This is a genomic window from Micromonospora sp. NPDC047521, assembly GCF_055587305.1.
The window spans coordinates 640,418-653,776 of sequence record NZ_JBVJGN010000003.1 but is presented as its reverse complement, the minus strand read 5'-3'; the positions used below and the strand labels follow the sequence as shown (position 1 = coordinate 653,776).

Genomic DNA, 13,359 nt, shown 5'->3' with positions numbered 1-13,359 from the left:
TTGCGGTCGGACTGCGACTGCGAGACGGGCTTGCTGGTGTTCGGGGCGGCGAACGCGGTGGTGACCGGTCCGGCGATGGCGCCACCGGTGAACGCCAGCCCAGCGGCGGTCAGTGCGGTCTTACGGATCAGATCGGTACGCATGATGGCGTGCTCCTCTGCATGTCGGGGGTACACGACACACCCACAAAGGGGGGCGGGTGCGCCGCACGTGCAAGGGGGAAAAGGTCTTTGCTCCCGGCGGCCCTAAAGGGGCCGGCGTCGGGAAGGGTGTAACGGTGCGGGGCGGCGGGTCATTCCACCCGGGCTCTGCGGCTTGCGGTGCTCCGGGGGGTGCGGGATGTGTAACCGGCCGGGCCGGCGACCCATTCCGCAGACTCGCGGCGGATGCTCTCGAGGGGATGCGACCCGGGGCGGCCTGTCAGGCGTTCCCGGCGGCTGCCGCCCTCAGCGACCCGAGGTCGCGGCGGCATGCCAGGTATAACGACCCCGCCCGGCCCACGATTCCACCCCCACCGTGGCACCGGGCACGAGACACCGACACCCAAACCCGACAGCCGCCCCACCATCGAACCCGCCGAACCCGACACCGCACCCATCCGCCACCAGACCGGACCTCCCCCCGAGCACCCCCGCAACCAGGCACCCTCACCAGATCGCCCCTCGAGGCCACGGACCGCACCCGAGGCAGCCGCGATGACCACGACCGCAGGTCCATCACCCACCCGACACCACCCCCAAAGATCCCCACAACGTCAGCGAAACTGCCGCCTCACCACGCGCTGACACAGCACCTTCCCCGAAGCCGCGCCGATCTTGGGCGCGTCGTGACCGGCGTGGCGATACCGGACAGCGCGGCCGGTGACGCCCAACGCGACGCATCACCCCGGGTCGTGCCGCGACGTGACCCGGGAGCAAGAGAGGGCGTCAGGTGCTGGGCGTCGCGTCCACGCTCTCGTCGGTCTTCGTGTCGTTGTCGAGGGCGGCCAGGATCGCCTCGGCGGTACGCCGACCCACCCCGGGCACCTCGGTGATCTCCTCGACCGTCGCGGCGGAGAGCCGCTTGAGCGACCCGAAGTGCCGCAGCAGTGCCTTGCGCCGCACCTCGCCCAGGCCGGGTACATGGTCGAGTGCCGATTCGGTCATCCGCTTCGAGCGGCGTTGCCGGTGGAAGGTGATGGCGAAGCGGTGCGCCTCGTCGCGAACCCGTTGCAGCAGGTAGAGGCCCTCGGAGGTACGCGGCAGGATGATCGGGAACTCGTCGTCGGGGACCCACACCTCCTCCAGTCGCTTGGCCAGCCCGCACAGGGCCACGTCGTCGATGCCCAGGTCGGCGAGGGCCTGGGCCGCGGCCGCGACCTGTGGGGCGCCGCCGTCGACGACCACCAGCTGCGGCGGGTACGCGAACTTGCGCGGCCGGCCGGTCGTCGGATCGATCAGCACGCCGACCTGCGGCTCAGCCGCGTCGTCCGGGGTGACCGGGTCGTCGGCCGACTCGACGCCCACCTCGCCCGTCTCCGCCCGCGCGTCCAGGTAGCGGGCAAAGCGACGGCGCAGCACCTCGGACATCGCGGAGAGGTCGTCGGTGGCGCCACGGACGATGAACCGCCGGTATTCGCTCTTGCGGGGCAGCCCGTCCTCGAAGACCACCATGCTGGCCACCACGTCGGTGCCCTGGATCTGCGAGATGTCGAAGCACTCGATGCGCAGCGGCGAGGTGCGCATGCCCAGCGCCTCGCTGATCTCGTCCAGTGCCTTGCCCCGGGTGGTGAGGTCGCCGGACCGTTTGAGCTTGTGACGGGCCAGCGCGTCCTTGGCGTTGCGCTCGACCGTCTCCATGAGTGAGCGCTTGTCGCCCCGCTGCGGCACCCGCAGCGACACCCGGCTGCCCCGGTGGTTGGAGAGCCATTCCGCGAGGGCGTCGGCGTCGGCGGGCAGCTCGGGCACCAGCAGCTCCCGGGGCACGTCGGCCTCGCCGTGCTCACCCCCGTACACCTGGGTGCAGAAGTGGTGGACGAGGTCGCCGGTGGTCAGGTCCTCGGTCTTCTCCACCACCCAGCCGCGCTGCCCCCGGACCCGGCCGTCGCGGACGTGGAAGACCTGCACGGCCGCCTCAAGCGGGTCGTCCGCGAACGCGACCACGTCGGCGTCGGTGCCGTCGCCCAACACCACTGTCTGCTTCTCCATGGCGCGGCGCAGCGCGGCCACGTCGTCGCGCAGTTTGGCGGCCCGCTCGAACTCCAGCTGCTCGCTCGCCTCGGTCATCTCGCGTTCGAGCTTGCGGACCATGGTGTCGGTCTTGCCGGCCATGAAGTCGCAGAAGCCGTCGACGATGGCGCGGTGCTCGTCGGCGGAGACGGTGCCCACACAGGGCGCCGAGCACTTGCCGATGTAGCCGAGCAGGCAGGGACGGCCGACCTGGCCGGCCCGCTTGAACACCCCGGCGGAGCACGTCCGGGCGGGGAACACCCGCAGCAGCAGGTCGAGGGTCTCGCGGATGGCCCAGGCGTGCGAGTACGGACCGAAGTAGCGCACCCCCTTGCGCTTGGCGCCACGCATCACCTGGAGACGCGGGTACTCCTCGTTGAGGGTCACCGCCAGATAGGGGTACGACTTGTCGTCGCGGTATCGGACGTTGAACCGGGGGTCGTACTGCTTGATCCAGGTGAACTCCTGCTGGAGCGCCTCGACCTCGGTGCCGACGGTGATCCAGTCCACCGACTCGGCGGTGGTGACCATCTGCCGGGTGCGCTCGTGCAGGTTCCAGATGTCGCCGAAGTAGGAGTTGAGCCGGCTGCGCAGGTTTCTCGCCTTGCCGACGTAGATCACCCGGCCGGTGCCGTCGCGGAAGCGGTAGACCCCCGGTAGCTCCGGGATGGTGCCGGGTGCGGGGCGGTAGGTCGAGGGGTCAGCCACGTCAGCAAGCCTAGTCCGCGCCCCCGACAGGCCACCGCAACCGCTTGATCGACTCAGGTTCCCGCGGGACGGGTCGACCCGGCGGCGGCGTCCTGCCGGGGGCGCGGCCGGTCAGGCGAGGGAGATCTGGTCGCCGGTGACCTTGATGTCCTTCGGCGGCAGGGGCTTGGTGGCCGGTCCGGCCTTCACCGAGCCGTCCTCGATCGAGAACTTGCTGCCGTGGCAAGTGCAGTTGATGGTCCCGCCGTCGACGTTCGTCACCGGGCAGTTCTGGTGCGTACAGATCGGGCTGAAGCCCTTGAACTGACCGGCGGTGGGCTGGGTGATCACCACGCCCTCGGCGGCGAGGACCTTGCCACCGCCGACCGGGATGTCGTTCGTGGTGGCCAGCGACTGGGCATTCTGCCTGTCGCCGCCGCCCGCGTCGCCGGTGCTGGGCACGGCCGGGCCGCCGCTGGTCGGGGCGGCGCCCTCACCACCGTCGTCGCTGCCGCAGGCGGCCAGGACGACGGCCGCGCCGACCGCCCCGACGCCGGTGAGCAGGGCCCGACGGGTCTGCGTACCCGGACCGGTCAGCGCCTGATCGTCACTCATGCCTCGCCTCTCTCTAGCCCACTGCGCCGGGTCGGAAGCCGGCCACACTTCTTCACACGGGCAACTGTGCCGGATGGTTCACCGCGCCGCCTGTCCGACCCGGGAAATGCGAACGGGGCGGGCCCGACCGGACCCGCCCCGTACAAACTGACAATGCCCGACCGGGGTCAGCGCGCGGCGGCTGGCATCTTGCGGCTGGCCCGCGCCTTCGTCACACCGTTGGCCTTGGCGGCCCGGGTGGTGGCGGCTGCCGCGCCCTTGGCCTCGCCGTCGAGCTTGAGCACCTGGCGCAGGAACTGACCGGTGTGGCTCTCGGCCACCTCGGCGACCTCCTCAGGGGTGCCGGTGGCGAGCACCGTGCCGCCCCGGTGACCACCCTCGGGACCCATGTCGATAAGCCAGTCGGCCGTCTTGATCACGTCGAGGTTGTGCTCGATGGTGATCACCGTGTTGCCCTTGTCGACAAGACCCTCGAGCACCATCAGCAGCTTGCGGATGTCCTCGAAGTGCAGGCCTGTGGTCGGCTCGTCGAGCACGTAGACCGTCCGCCCGGTGGAACGCTTCTGCAGCTCGGACGCGAGCTTCACCCGCTGCGCCTCGCCGCCGGAGAGGGTCGGCGCCGGCTGGCCGAGACGTACGTAGCCCAGGCCGACGTCGACAAGGGTCTTGAGGTGCCGGTGGATGGCCGGGATGGCGGAGAAGAACTCGGCTGCCTCCTCGATCGGCATCTCCAGCACGTCCGAGACGGTCTTGCCCTTGTAGTGCACCTCGAGGGTCTCCCGGTTGTACCGGGCGCCCTTGCAGACCTCGCAGGGGACGTACACGTCGGGCAGGAAGTTCATCTCGATCTTGATGGTGCCGTCGCCGGAGCACGCCTCGCAGCGACCGCCCTTGACGTTGAACGAGAACCGCCCGGGCCCGTACCCCCGCACCTTGGCCTCGGTGGTCTCGGCGAAGAGCTTGCGGACGTGGTCCCAGACACCGGTGTAGGTGGCCGGGTTGGAGCGGGGCGTCCGGCCGATCGGCGACTGGTCCACCCCGACGACCTTGTCCACGTGCTCCAGACCGGAGACCCGGGTGTGCCGGCCCGGCACCAGCCGGGCGCCGTTGATCTGGTTGGCCAGGACCGCGTAGAGGATGTCGTTGACAAGCGTCGACTTGCCCGAGCCGCTGACCCCTGTGACGGCGATCAGCTGACCCAGCGGAAACCCGACTGTCAGGTTGCGCAGGTTGTGCTCCCGCGCGCCGTGCACCACCAGTTCGCGGGACGCGTCCTGCGGGCGACGCGACGTCGGCGTCGGGATCGACCGCTTCCCGGACAGGTACGCCCCGGTGATCGACTCCTTGTTCTTCAGCAGCGCCGGGACCGAGCCGCTGTGCACGATCTTGCCGCCGTGCTCACCCGCGCCGGGCCCGATGTCGACGATCCAGTCGGCGGTACGGATGGTGTCCTCGTCGTGCTCGACCACGATCAGCGTGTTGCCGAGACCGCGCAGCCGGATCAGGGTCTCGATGAGCCGGTGGTTGTCGCGCTGGTGCAGGCCGATCGACGGCTCGTCGAGCACGTAGAGCACGCCCACCAGGCCGGAACCGATCTGGGTGGCCAGCCGGATGCGCTGCGCCTCGCCGCCGGACAGGGTGCCGGCCGGCCGGTCCAGGGACAGGTAGTCCAGGCCGACGTCGAGCAGGAACCGCAGCCGGGCGTTGATCTCCTTGAGGACCCGCTCGGCGATCATCTTCTGCCGGTCGGTCAGCTCGATGCCGGCGAGCAGGTCGGCGCACTCCCCCACGGACAGGTTGCAGACCTCGGCGATGCTCTTTCCGGCGAGGGTGACGGCGAGCACCTCGGGCTTGAGCCGGGCGCCGCCGCAGGCCGCGCACGGCACGTCGCGCATGTAGCCCTCGTACTTGTCGCGGGACCACTCGGACTCGGTGTCGGAGTGCCGGCGCTCGATCCACTGCACCACACCCTCGAAGCCGGTGTAGTAGGAGCGCTCACGGCCGTACTTGTTGCGGTAGCGCACGTGCACCTGGTCGTCTGAGCCGTGCAGGATCGTCTTCTGCGCCCGCGCCGGCAGCGCCCGCCACGGGGTGTCGACGTCGAAGTGCTGCGCTTCGCCGAGCGCCTCCAGCAGGCGCAGGAAGTATTCCAGGTTGTGCCCGGTGGACCAGGGCTGGATGGCACCCTCGCGCAGGGAGCGCTCCGGGTCGGGGACCAGCAGCTCCGGGTCGACCTCCTTCTTGGTGCCCAGACCTGTGCACTCCGGGCAGGCGCCGTACGGCGCGTTGAAGGAGAAGACCCGGGGCTCGAGATCCTCGATGGCGAGCGGGTGGTCGTTGGGGCAGGCGAGATGCTCGGAGTAGCGGCGCTCCCGGTCCGGGTCGTCCTCCGGCAGGTCGACGAAGTCGAGCAGCACCAGGCCGCTGGACAGGCCCAGGGCGGCCTCGACCGAGTCGGTCAACCGCTGCTTGGCGCTCGGCTTGACGGTGAGCCTGTCGATCACCACCTCGATGGTGTGCTTCTCCTGCTTCTTGAGCTTCGGCGGCTCGGTCAGCGGGTGCACCACGCCGTCGACGCGGGCGCGGGCGTAGCCCTTGGCCTGCAACTCGGCGAAGAGGTCGACGTACTCGCCCTTGCGGCCGCGGATGACCGGGGCGAGCACCATGAACTTGGTGCCCTCGGCCATCGCGAGGACCCGGTCGACGATCTGCTGCGGGCTCTGTCGGGAGATCCGCTCGCCGCAGACCGGGCAGTGCGGCTCGCCGATGCGGGCGTACAGCAGGCGCAGGTAGTCGTAGACCTCGGTGATGGTGCCGACTGTCGAACGCGGGTTGCGCGAGGTGGACTTCTGGTCGATCGAGACGGCCGGGCTCAGCCCCTCGATGAAGTCGACGTCGGGCTTGTCCATCTGACCGAGGAACTGCCGGGCGTACGACGAGAGCGACTCGACGTAGCGGCGCTGCCCCTCGGCGAAGATCGTGTCGAAGGCCAGGCTCGACTTGCCCGACCCGGACAGCCCGGTGAACACGATGAGCGCGTCCCGGGGCAGGTCGAGACTGACGTCACGCAGGTTGTGCTCGCGCGCGCCACGGATGATCAGTCGGTCGGCCACGGTGCGTGTACTCCCGGGAGAAGACGAAGCGGAGGATCTGTCCCGCTCTGGAGTGATTCGGAGCGGTCGTGCGGGCGCGGAGAACGCGCCTCGGCAACTCTAGCCCCGAGGTACGACAGTTTTCCCCGCCCGCACATTCCCCCAGCTCAGCCCGGTCGGCCGCACCCCCGCGAGCCCTCACCAGGCGCCGGGGTCAGTAGCCCCCGGGCGCCGGTGGTCAGTAGCCCCCGGGCGCGGGTGGCCGGGCCGCCCGCCGTCGGGCCGAACGCCATCCGCCACGCCGCTCGGCGGCCAGCCGCGCCTCGCGGCGTCGACTCTCGTGCGCCACCTCGCCCTGCAGCCGCCGCCAGCTCTCCCACCGGCGGGTGGAGAGCTCACCACTGCGCAGCGCATCGCGGACGGCGCACGCGGGCTCGCCGTCGTGCCCGCAGTCGGCGTACCGGCAGCCCTGCGCCAACCCGGCGATGTCGGCGAACGCCCGGTCGAGCCCGGCCACGCCGTCGAGCAGGCCGACCGCCCGTACGCCGGGCGTGTCGATCACCGCCCCGCCGCCGGGGATCGGTACGAGTGCCCGCCAGGTGGTGGTGTGCCGCCCCTTGCCGTCCACCCGCCGGATCGCCTGCGTCGGCATCATCACCGCGCCGGCGAGGGCGTTGACCAGGCTCGACTTGCCGGCGCCGGACGGCCCGAGCAGGCCGAGGGTGCGCCCCGGCGCCACCTCGTCGCGCAGCCGGTCGAGCCCGGCGCCGGCCTCGGCGCTGACCGGAAGCACCGGCACCCCGGGGGCGACAGCGGCGAGCTGCCGGGCCAGCGCGGCCGGGTCGGCCGCGAGGTCGGCCTTGGTCAGCACGACAAGCGGCCGCGCCCCGGACTCGTACACCAGGGAGAGCAGTCGCTCGATCCGGCCGACGTCCGGCTCCGGGTGCACCGGCTCGACGACGGCGGCCGTGTCGAGGTTGGTGGCGAGCACCTGGCCGCTGGCGTCCTTGCCGGCGGTACGACGGACCAGCGCGGTCCGTCGCGGCAGCACCGCCTCCACGGTGACCCGGCCGTCGGGCCAGTGCCCGAGCAGCACCCAGTCGCCCGTGCAGGGCAGCGCGGAGGGGTCCCGGGCGGCGGCGGCCAGGACCGTCCCGCCCAGGCTGGCCCGGACCGGGCCGGACGCGGTGAGCACCGTGCAGACCCCCCGGTCCGCCCGGGCCACCCGGCCCGGTCGGTACTCGTCGCGGGTAGCGGCGTACGCCGCGCGCTCGGCGTCCCAGCCGAGGGCGGTCAGGTCGATCGTCATGGCATCCTCATCGGTGTCGAAGCTGGTGATGGCGGTACACGCGTGCCACGTCCGGCATGATCACCACCTCCGTCCGACGTCCCGGTGCCGCATCTGCCGCTGACGGTAGGTCGCGCGCCGACGCGCCGAAAGCGATTTCCCCGGCGACTGTGTGACCGGTTCACCGTTAGGGTCTACGGGTGACCACGGATCCGCTGCTGCTGATGGGTGAGGTGGACGCCGCCACCGACCGGTTGCTGCGCACCGCGGCCTCCTTCGACGCCGCCGACCTGGCGGGCGCCTCGCTGCTGCCGGGCTGGACGCGCGGGCACGTGCTGGCCCACCTGGCGCGCAACGCCGACGGCTTCGTCAACCTGCTCACCTCGGCCCGCACCGGCGAGCCGGTGCCGATGTACGCCTCCCTGGCGGCCCGTACGACTGACATCGAGACCGGCTCGGGCCGGCCACCCGCCGCGCACCTGGAGGACCTGCGGCGGACCGCTGACCTGTTCGCCGAGGCGGTCGCGGCCATGCCTGTCGAGGCGTGGGCGGCGACGGTGCAGGCACGGCGGGGCCCGTGGCCGGCCGCTCTGCTCGTCTGGGGCCGTCTGCGGGAGATCGAGGTGCACCATCTCGATCTGGCCGCCGGTTACGGCGCCGCCGACTGGTCGGAGACGTTCACCCAGCGACTGCTGCGGGAGGCAGCCAGCCATCACGCGACGGGGGCGGCACCGCCGTCGCTGGTGCTCCGCGTCGACGGGAGCCGGCACGAGGTGGTCATCGGCGGCCGGGCCGACGCCCCTGTCGTCTCCGGTTCCGCCCCCGACCTCGCCGCCTGGCTGATCGGCCGTGGCGGCGGCGACACGCTCTCCGTCACCCCCGACGGTCCCCTGCCCACTCCACCGGAATGGATATAGAAACCTCATGACCTACAGCGGAGATGTCACCCAGGGTGGCGCGCCGGCGGTACGAGAGCTGGACGGGCTCACCATCAGCAAGCTGTCGGTGGGTCCGATGGACAACAACGCCTACCTGCTGCGCTGCACGGGCACAGGGGACCAGGTGCTGATCGACGCCGCCAACGAGGCGCCCCGGCTGCTGGAGTTGATCGGTGACGGTGGGCTGACCGCGGTGGTGACCACCCACCAGCACATGGACCACTGGGTGGCGCTGGAGGAGGTGGTGGCCAAGACCGGCGCGCGGGCGCTCGTGCACGCCGACGACGCGGAGGGGCTGCCGATCGAGGCGGAGCGGCTCGCCGACGGCGACACCGTGCCGGTCGGGGACTGCGCGTTGGAGGTCATCCACATCAAGGGGCACACCCCGGGCTCGATCGCGCTGCTCTACCGCGATCCGGCCGGCACCCCGCACCTCTTCACCGGCGACAGCCTCTTTCCCGGCGGGGTCGGCAACACGGACAAGGACCCGGAGCGCTTCGCCGCGCTTATCGACGACGTCGAGCACAAGGTGTTCGACAGGCTTCCGGACGACACCTGGTTCTACCCCGGCCACGGCAGGGACAGCACCCTGGGAGCCGAGCGCCCGGCCCTGCCCCAGTGGAAGGCCCGCGGCTGGTAACGCCGAACCCACGAAGATCCCCAACAGCGGGTCGCCGGCGAACACCGGCCACGACGGGGCGGGGGCCTGCCGTGCCCGGCGCAGGGATCAAGCCTGACCGCCCGGAGCCGGGCACGGCAGGCCCCCGCCCCCACCACGCACCAGGACTCACAAAGCAACAGCGAACAACCGACGCCGCGCCCCCAGCAGCACGACCGAGGCCAGCACCAGACCCACACCCATCGTGACAAGCAGGGGGCTGGGCTCGCCGGGGAGCAGGCCGGCCAGGGACCGCGACGCGGTGCCCAGCGCGAGGTAGAGACCGGCCCAGGCGGCGGCGCCGACGGTCGCGCAGCCGAGGAACCTGCGGTACGACATGCGCAGGCCACCGGCGGCCAGCGGCAGCAGAGCGTTGAACACCGGCAGGAACGGCGCGACGACCATCATCCGGCCACCGCCGCGACGCAGGATCCCTTCCGCCGCGCTCCAGCGGGCCTCGCCGATCCAGTCGCCGACCCGGCTGTGCCGCAGCCGCTCGGCGTACCGGCGGCCGACGAGGAAACTCATCGACCAGCCGGCGAGACACCCGGCGAGCACGGCGGCGAAGGTGGCGAGCCCGGTGGTGGGACGGCCCACCCCGACCGCGGCGAGGATCGCCACGTCGCCGGGGATGAGGACGCCCAGCAGCGGTACGGCGTCGAAGAGCATGACGACCCCGAGCGCCCCCATCAGCAGCAGGATGGGCAGCTCTCCGACCTGGGCAAGCCATTGCGTCATGTCCCGTACGCTATGGCCGGCGGGCCACCGTGGACATCCGGTCGCGTCCCCCAGCGTCCCCTGGTATCGGCCTCGGGGTCGCCCCTGAGGTGGCCTCGGCCTCAGGCCGGTCGCAGCACCAGCACCTGGCGTAGTGACGAGTCGACAGACGGTTCGGTGGTGGGCACCGGGTAGTCGGCAAGCACCGTCAGGCGGTCCTCGGGCAGGTGCCCCCGGTCGGGGTCGCCGACCAGGACCTCGGCACCGCCGGCGGCGGCCCGTTGCAGGAACGGCAGCACCCGCTCGGCCAGGGCGCGACTGTAGAAGACGTCTCCGGCGACCACCAGGTCGGCCTCCGCGCCGGCCTGGTCGAGCAGGTCGTCCCCGGTGGTGTCGACGCTCACCTGGTTGACCCGGGCGTTGATGGTGACGGCGGCCACGGCGTACGGGTCGATGTCGTTGGCGACCACCCGTGCGGCGCCGGACAGCGCGGCGGCGATGGCCACCAGGCCCGATCCGGCGGCGAGGTCGAGCACCCGCCGGCCGGCGGCGAGCTCGGGGTGGTCCAGCAGGTGGCGGGCCAGGGCCTGACCGCCGGCCCAGACGGAGGCCCAGTAGGGCGGCGGGAGGGCGTGCCCGGCGGCCGCCTCCATCCGTGCCCACCAGACGATCGCGTCCTCGGCGAGGTGCAGCCGTACCTCCGGGACGAAGGGGGTGGGCACGAGCCGAAGCCGGTCCAGCCCGTCGCCTGGAGCGTCGATCTCGCGCTCCAGCACGGACAGCGCGGCGGCTGTGGCACCCTTCATCGGCGCAAGCATGCCCCAGCGGAGGGTCGGCGGGGCGTGTTTCACGTGCCGCCGCGCAGAGTTCACCCGACTTCGCGCAAAGACCTACGGCACTTCGGCCGGCGGATCCGGGGTTTGCCCGTTACTGTCGAACAGGTACGGGCGATCATCGGTCAACGGCCGAGGGTCAGCCGCTTTGAACAGGGAGAGATGCATGGCAACCGGCACGGTTAAGTGGTTCAACTCGGAAAAGGGCTTCGGCTTCATCGAGCAGGATGGTGGAGGGCCGGACGTGTTCGTCCACTACTCCGCCATCGCGACGAGCGGCTACCGGGAGCTCAACGAGGGCCAGAAGGTCGAGTTCGAGGTGACCCAGGGGCAGAAGGGTCCGCAGGCGGACAACGTCCGCCCGATGTAGCTCCGTGCCGGTGACGGCGGCCGGGTCTCCGGCCGCCGTCGCAGCGCACTCAAGACGCCGCCGGGGCGGCGGGCAGGTCCCGCCGCCGCCGGAGCGGTCCGATCAACAGAATCATCGGCGTCAAGGCCAGCCAGGTGGTCATCACCGTGATCGCTGTGCCGACGCCGTAGCGCGCGCCGACCGCACCGGCGAGCAGGGCCGCCAGCGGGATGGCGCCGAAGTTGAGCAGATGCATGCTCACTGTCACGCGGCCGAGCAGGTGGTGCGGGGTGTACGTCTGCCGGAAGGCGCCCTTGACCACGTTGCCGACGGCCACCCCGAGGCCGATCAGCACGCCGCCGAGCGCGGGCCAGATCAGGCCCACACCGGGTGCGGCCAGGGGGATGAGCAGCGCGGGCGGGCCGGTCAGGGCCGCTCCGATCAGCATGGCCCGTGCGGTGCCGAACCGCCGCGCCAGTGTGGTGGCCAGCAGCGCGCCGACGATCCCTCCGACGCTCATGACCGCGACCAGGGCACCCACCATGCCGGGCGCGAGTCGCAGCTCGCGGACCAGGAAGACCACCAGAACGGCCTGGTAGCCGGTCAGTCCGATGTTGCTGGCCGCACCGAAGACCGTGAGCACCCGCAGGTACGGGTCGCGGATGACGAAGCGCAGCCCTTCGGCGATGTCGCGGCGCAGGGACCGGGAACGGTCGGTACGGCCGGCGCGTGGCTCGACGGTGCGGATGCGCAGCAGGAGGGCCGCGGAGAGCAGGAAGCTGACGGCGTCCAGCAGGAGCGCGGCGACAGCTCCGGTGAGCTGGGCGATCAGGCCGGCGAGACCCGGCCCGACGACGTAGCTGACGGTATGGGTTGCCTGGAGCTTCGCGTTGCCCTCGGGCAGTTGCTCGGGGCGCAGCACGACGGGCAGGTAGACCTGGTTGGCGGTTTCGAAGAAGACCCGCGCGGCGCCCGCGCCGAGTGCGACGAGCAGCAGCTGCCCGACGGTGAGCCGGTCGAGCGCGGCGGCGAGGGGCACGCTGAGGAAGGCCAGCGCGCAGAGCAGGTCGCAGATCACCATCACCGGCCGGCGTGGCAGCCGGTCCACCCACGCCCCTGCGGGGAGGCCGATCAGCAGCCACGGTAGCCAGGCCGCGGCGGTGAGCACCGCCACCTGGAACGTTCCGGCGTCGAGGACGGCCACCGCGACAAGCGGCAGTGCGACTGTGGTGACGTTGCTGCCGATGCTGCTGACGGTCTGGGCTGTCCAGAGCAGCCGGAAGTCCCGGTGCCGCAGCAGCCCGCCGCGCGCTGGGGCGCGACGGGGAGCGCCGGTGGTCGCGGTCACGGCCGGGCCGGGACGCCGTGGGCGAACACGAACACGGGCTGGCGGTCGCGGCCGTCGTCGGGCAGCGGGCGCTCGGCCCAGCGGGCCAGCAGATCGATCATTTCGCGGCTCAGTTCGGCCAGTTCCTCAGGGGTGAGGTGCATCCACTTGTCGGTGGAGAACGGGCCGTCGTACCAGGCGGCCTGCGTCGCCTCGTCGGCGGCGTGCCAGGCGCGGGCCAGGGCGACGTGCCTGTCGAGGTTGAGGGAGACGGCCGCGTCGGCGACGGCCCGGGCACCGGGGTCGCCGTCGAAGTCGCTGCTGGACCAGCGCACTCCCCTGGTGACGAGCCGCCACCACCGTTCGCGTCGATCGCGGGCCAGCTCGGGGGCCTCGGTGACCAGCTCAGCGGCGGCGAGGACCTTGAGGTGGTGGCTGACGTTCGCGGGCGCCTGCTCGGTGCGGTCGGCGAGCATGCCGACCGTGGACGGCCCGTGGACCTTGAGGACGTCCATGAGCCGGCGGCGCAGCGGGTGGGCCATGGCCGCGAGGACCCGCGAGTCGGTGACCTGGCGTACGTCTGGGCTCTCCATGCGGTCAGCGTGACATCCGCAACAACTCTTGCGCAATGGTTTTTGCCCAAGAGTT

11 protein-coding genes and 1 pseudogene are annotated in these 13,359 nt (G+C 71.7%); 3 read left to right on the top strand and 9 right to left on the bottom strand.

What is annotated here, in order from left to right:
• From ACZ6N8_RS10710 to rsgA, 5 genes and pseudogenes are all read right to left on the bottom strand, one after another.
• Nucleotides 1-143: pseudogene (locus tag ACZ6N8_RS10710) on the bottom strand (C39 family peptidase); the annotation flags it as partial.
• A gap of 783 nt (nucleotides 144-926) precedes the next feature.
• A complete protein-coding gene (gene uvrC, locus ACZ6N8_RS10705) occupies nucleotides 927-2,915 on the bottom strand; it encodes an excinuclease ABC subunit UvrC (protein ID WP_466009123.1) in 1,989 nt (662 codons plus the stop codon).
• A 111-nt stretch (nucleotides 2,916-3,026) separates the two neighbouring features.
• Nucleotides 3,027-3,509: a Rieske (2Fe-2S) protein gene (locus ACZ6N8_RS10700; RefSeq protein WP_354829679.1), complete on the bottom strand. Its 483-nt coding sequence runs from the start codon at nucleotides 3,507-3,509 to the stop codon at nucleotides 3,027-3,029.
• A 167-nt stretch (nucleotides 3,510-3,676) separates the two neighbouring features.
• Nucleotides 3,677-6,622 (bottom strand): excinuclease ABC subunit UvrA, encoded by a 2,946-nt coding sequence (gene uvrA, locus ACZ6N8_RS10695; RefSeq protein ID WP_466009121.1) that lies wholly within the window; start codon nucleotides 6,620-6,622, stop codon nucleotides 3,677-3,679.
• A 217-nt stretch (nucleotides 6,623-6,839) separates the two neighbouring features.
• A complete protein-coding gene (gene rsgA / locus ACZ6N8_RS10690) occupies nucleotides 6,840-7,910 on the bottom strand; it encodes a ribosome small subunit-dependent GTPase A (protein ID WP_466009119.1) in 1,071 nt (356 codons plus the stop codon).
• A 179-nt stretch (nucleotides 7,911-8,089) separates the two neighbouring features.
• Between rsgA and ACZ6N8_RS10685 the strand changes: the two genes are divergently transcribed.
• Together ACZ6N8_RS10685 and ACZ6N8_RS10680 are read left to right on the top strand one after the other, a co-directional pair.
• A complete protein-coding gene (locus ACZ6N8_RS10685; RefSeq protein WP_466009118.1) occupies nucleotides 8,090-8,806 on the top strand; it encodes a maleylpyruvate isomerase family mycothiol-dependent enzyme in 717 nt (238 codons plus the stop codon).
• Nucleotides 8,807-8,813: 7 nt separating this feature from the next.
• Nucleotides 8,814-9,467, top strand: a complete 654-nt coding sequence (locus ACZ6N8_RS10680; protein ID WP_466009116.1) for an MBL fold metallo-hydrolase — start codon at nucleotides 8,814-8,816, stop codon at nucleotides 9,465-9,467.
• A gap of 147 nt (nucleotides 9,468-9,614) precedes the next feature.
• Here the strand turns inward: ACZ6N8_RS10680 and ACZ6N8_RS10675 are convergent, their stop codons facing one another.
• Both ACZ6N8_RS10675 and ACZ6N8_RS10670 read right to left on the bottom strand, forming a co-directional pair.
• Nucleotides 9,615-10,223, bottom strand: coding sequence for a DedA family protein (locus tag ACZ6N8_RS10675; protein ID WP_466009114.1), 609 nt, complete (start codon nucleotides 10,221-10,223; stop codon nucleotides 9,615-9,617).
• A 101-nt stretch (nucleotides 10,224-10,324) separates the two neighbouring features.
• Complete coding sequence (locus ACZ6N8_RS10670; RefSeq protein WP_466009112.1) at nucleotides 10,325-11,008, bottom strand: class I SAM-dependent methyltransferase; 684 nt, start codon at nucleotides 11,006-11,008, stop codon at nucleotides 10,325-10,327.
• A gap of 193 nt (nucleotides 11,009-11,201) precedes the next feature.
• On the opposite strand from ACZ6N8_RS10670, the gene ACZ6N8_RS10665 reads away from it, so the two are divergent.
• The gene (locus ACZ6N8_RS10665; protein ID WP_007072071.1) at nucleotides 11,202-11,405 is read left to right on the top strand and encodes a cold-shock protein; all 204 of its coding nucleotides are present in this window, start codon (nucleotides 11,202-11,204) and stop codon (nucleotides 11,403-11,405) included.
• A 49-nt stretch (nucleotides 11,406-11,454) separates the two neighbouring features.
• Here the strand turns inward: ACZ6N8_RS10665 and ACZ6N8_RS10660 are convergent, their stop codons facing one another.
• Both ACZ6N8_RS10660 and ACZ6N8_RS10655 read right to left on the bottom strand, forming a co-directional pair.
• Nucleotides 11,455-12,732, bottom strand: coding sequence for an MFS transporter (locus tag ACZ6N8_RS10660; RefSeq protein ID WP_466009110.1), 1,278 nt, complete (start codon nucleotides 12,730-12,732; stop codon nucleotides 11,455-11,457).
• On the bottom strand, nucleotides 12,729-13,304 hold the full coding sequence (locus tag ACZ6N8_RS10655; RefSeq protein WP_466009108.1) for an ArsR/SmtB family transcription factor: 576 nt from the start codon (nucleotides 13,302-13,304) through the stop codon (nucleotides 12,729-12,731). Before ACZ6N8_RS10655 ends, ACZ6N8_RS10660 begins: the two co-directional genes overlap by 4 nt.
• Nucleotides 13,305-13,359 lie beyond the last annotated feature (55 nt).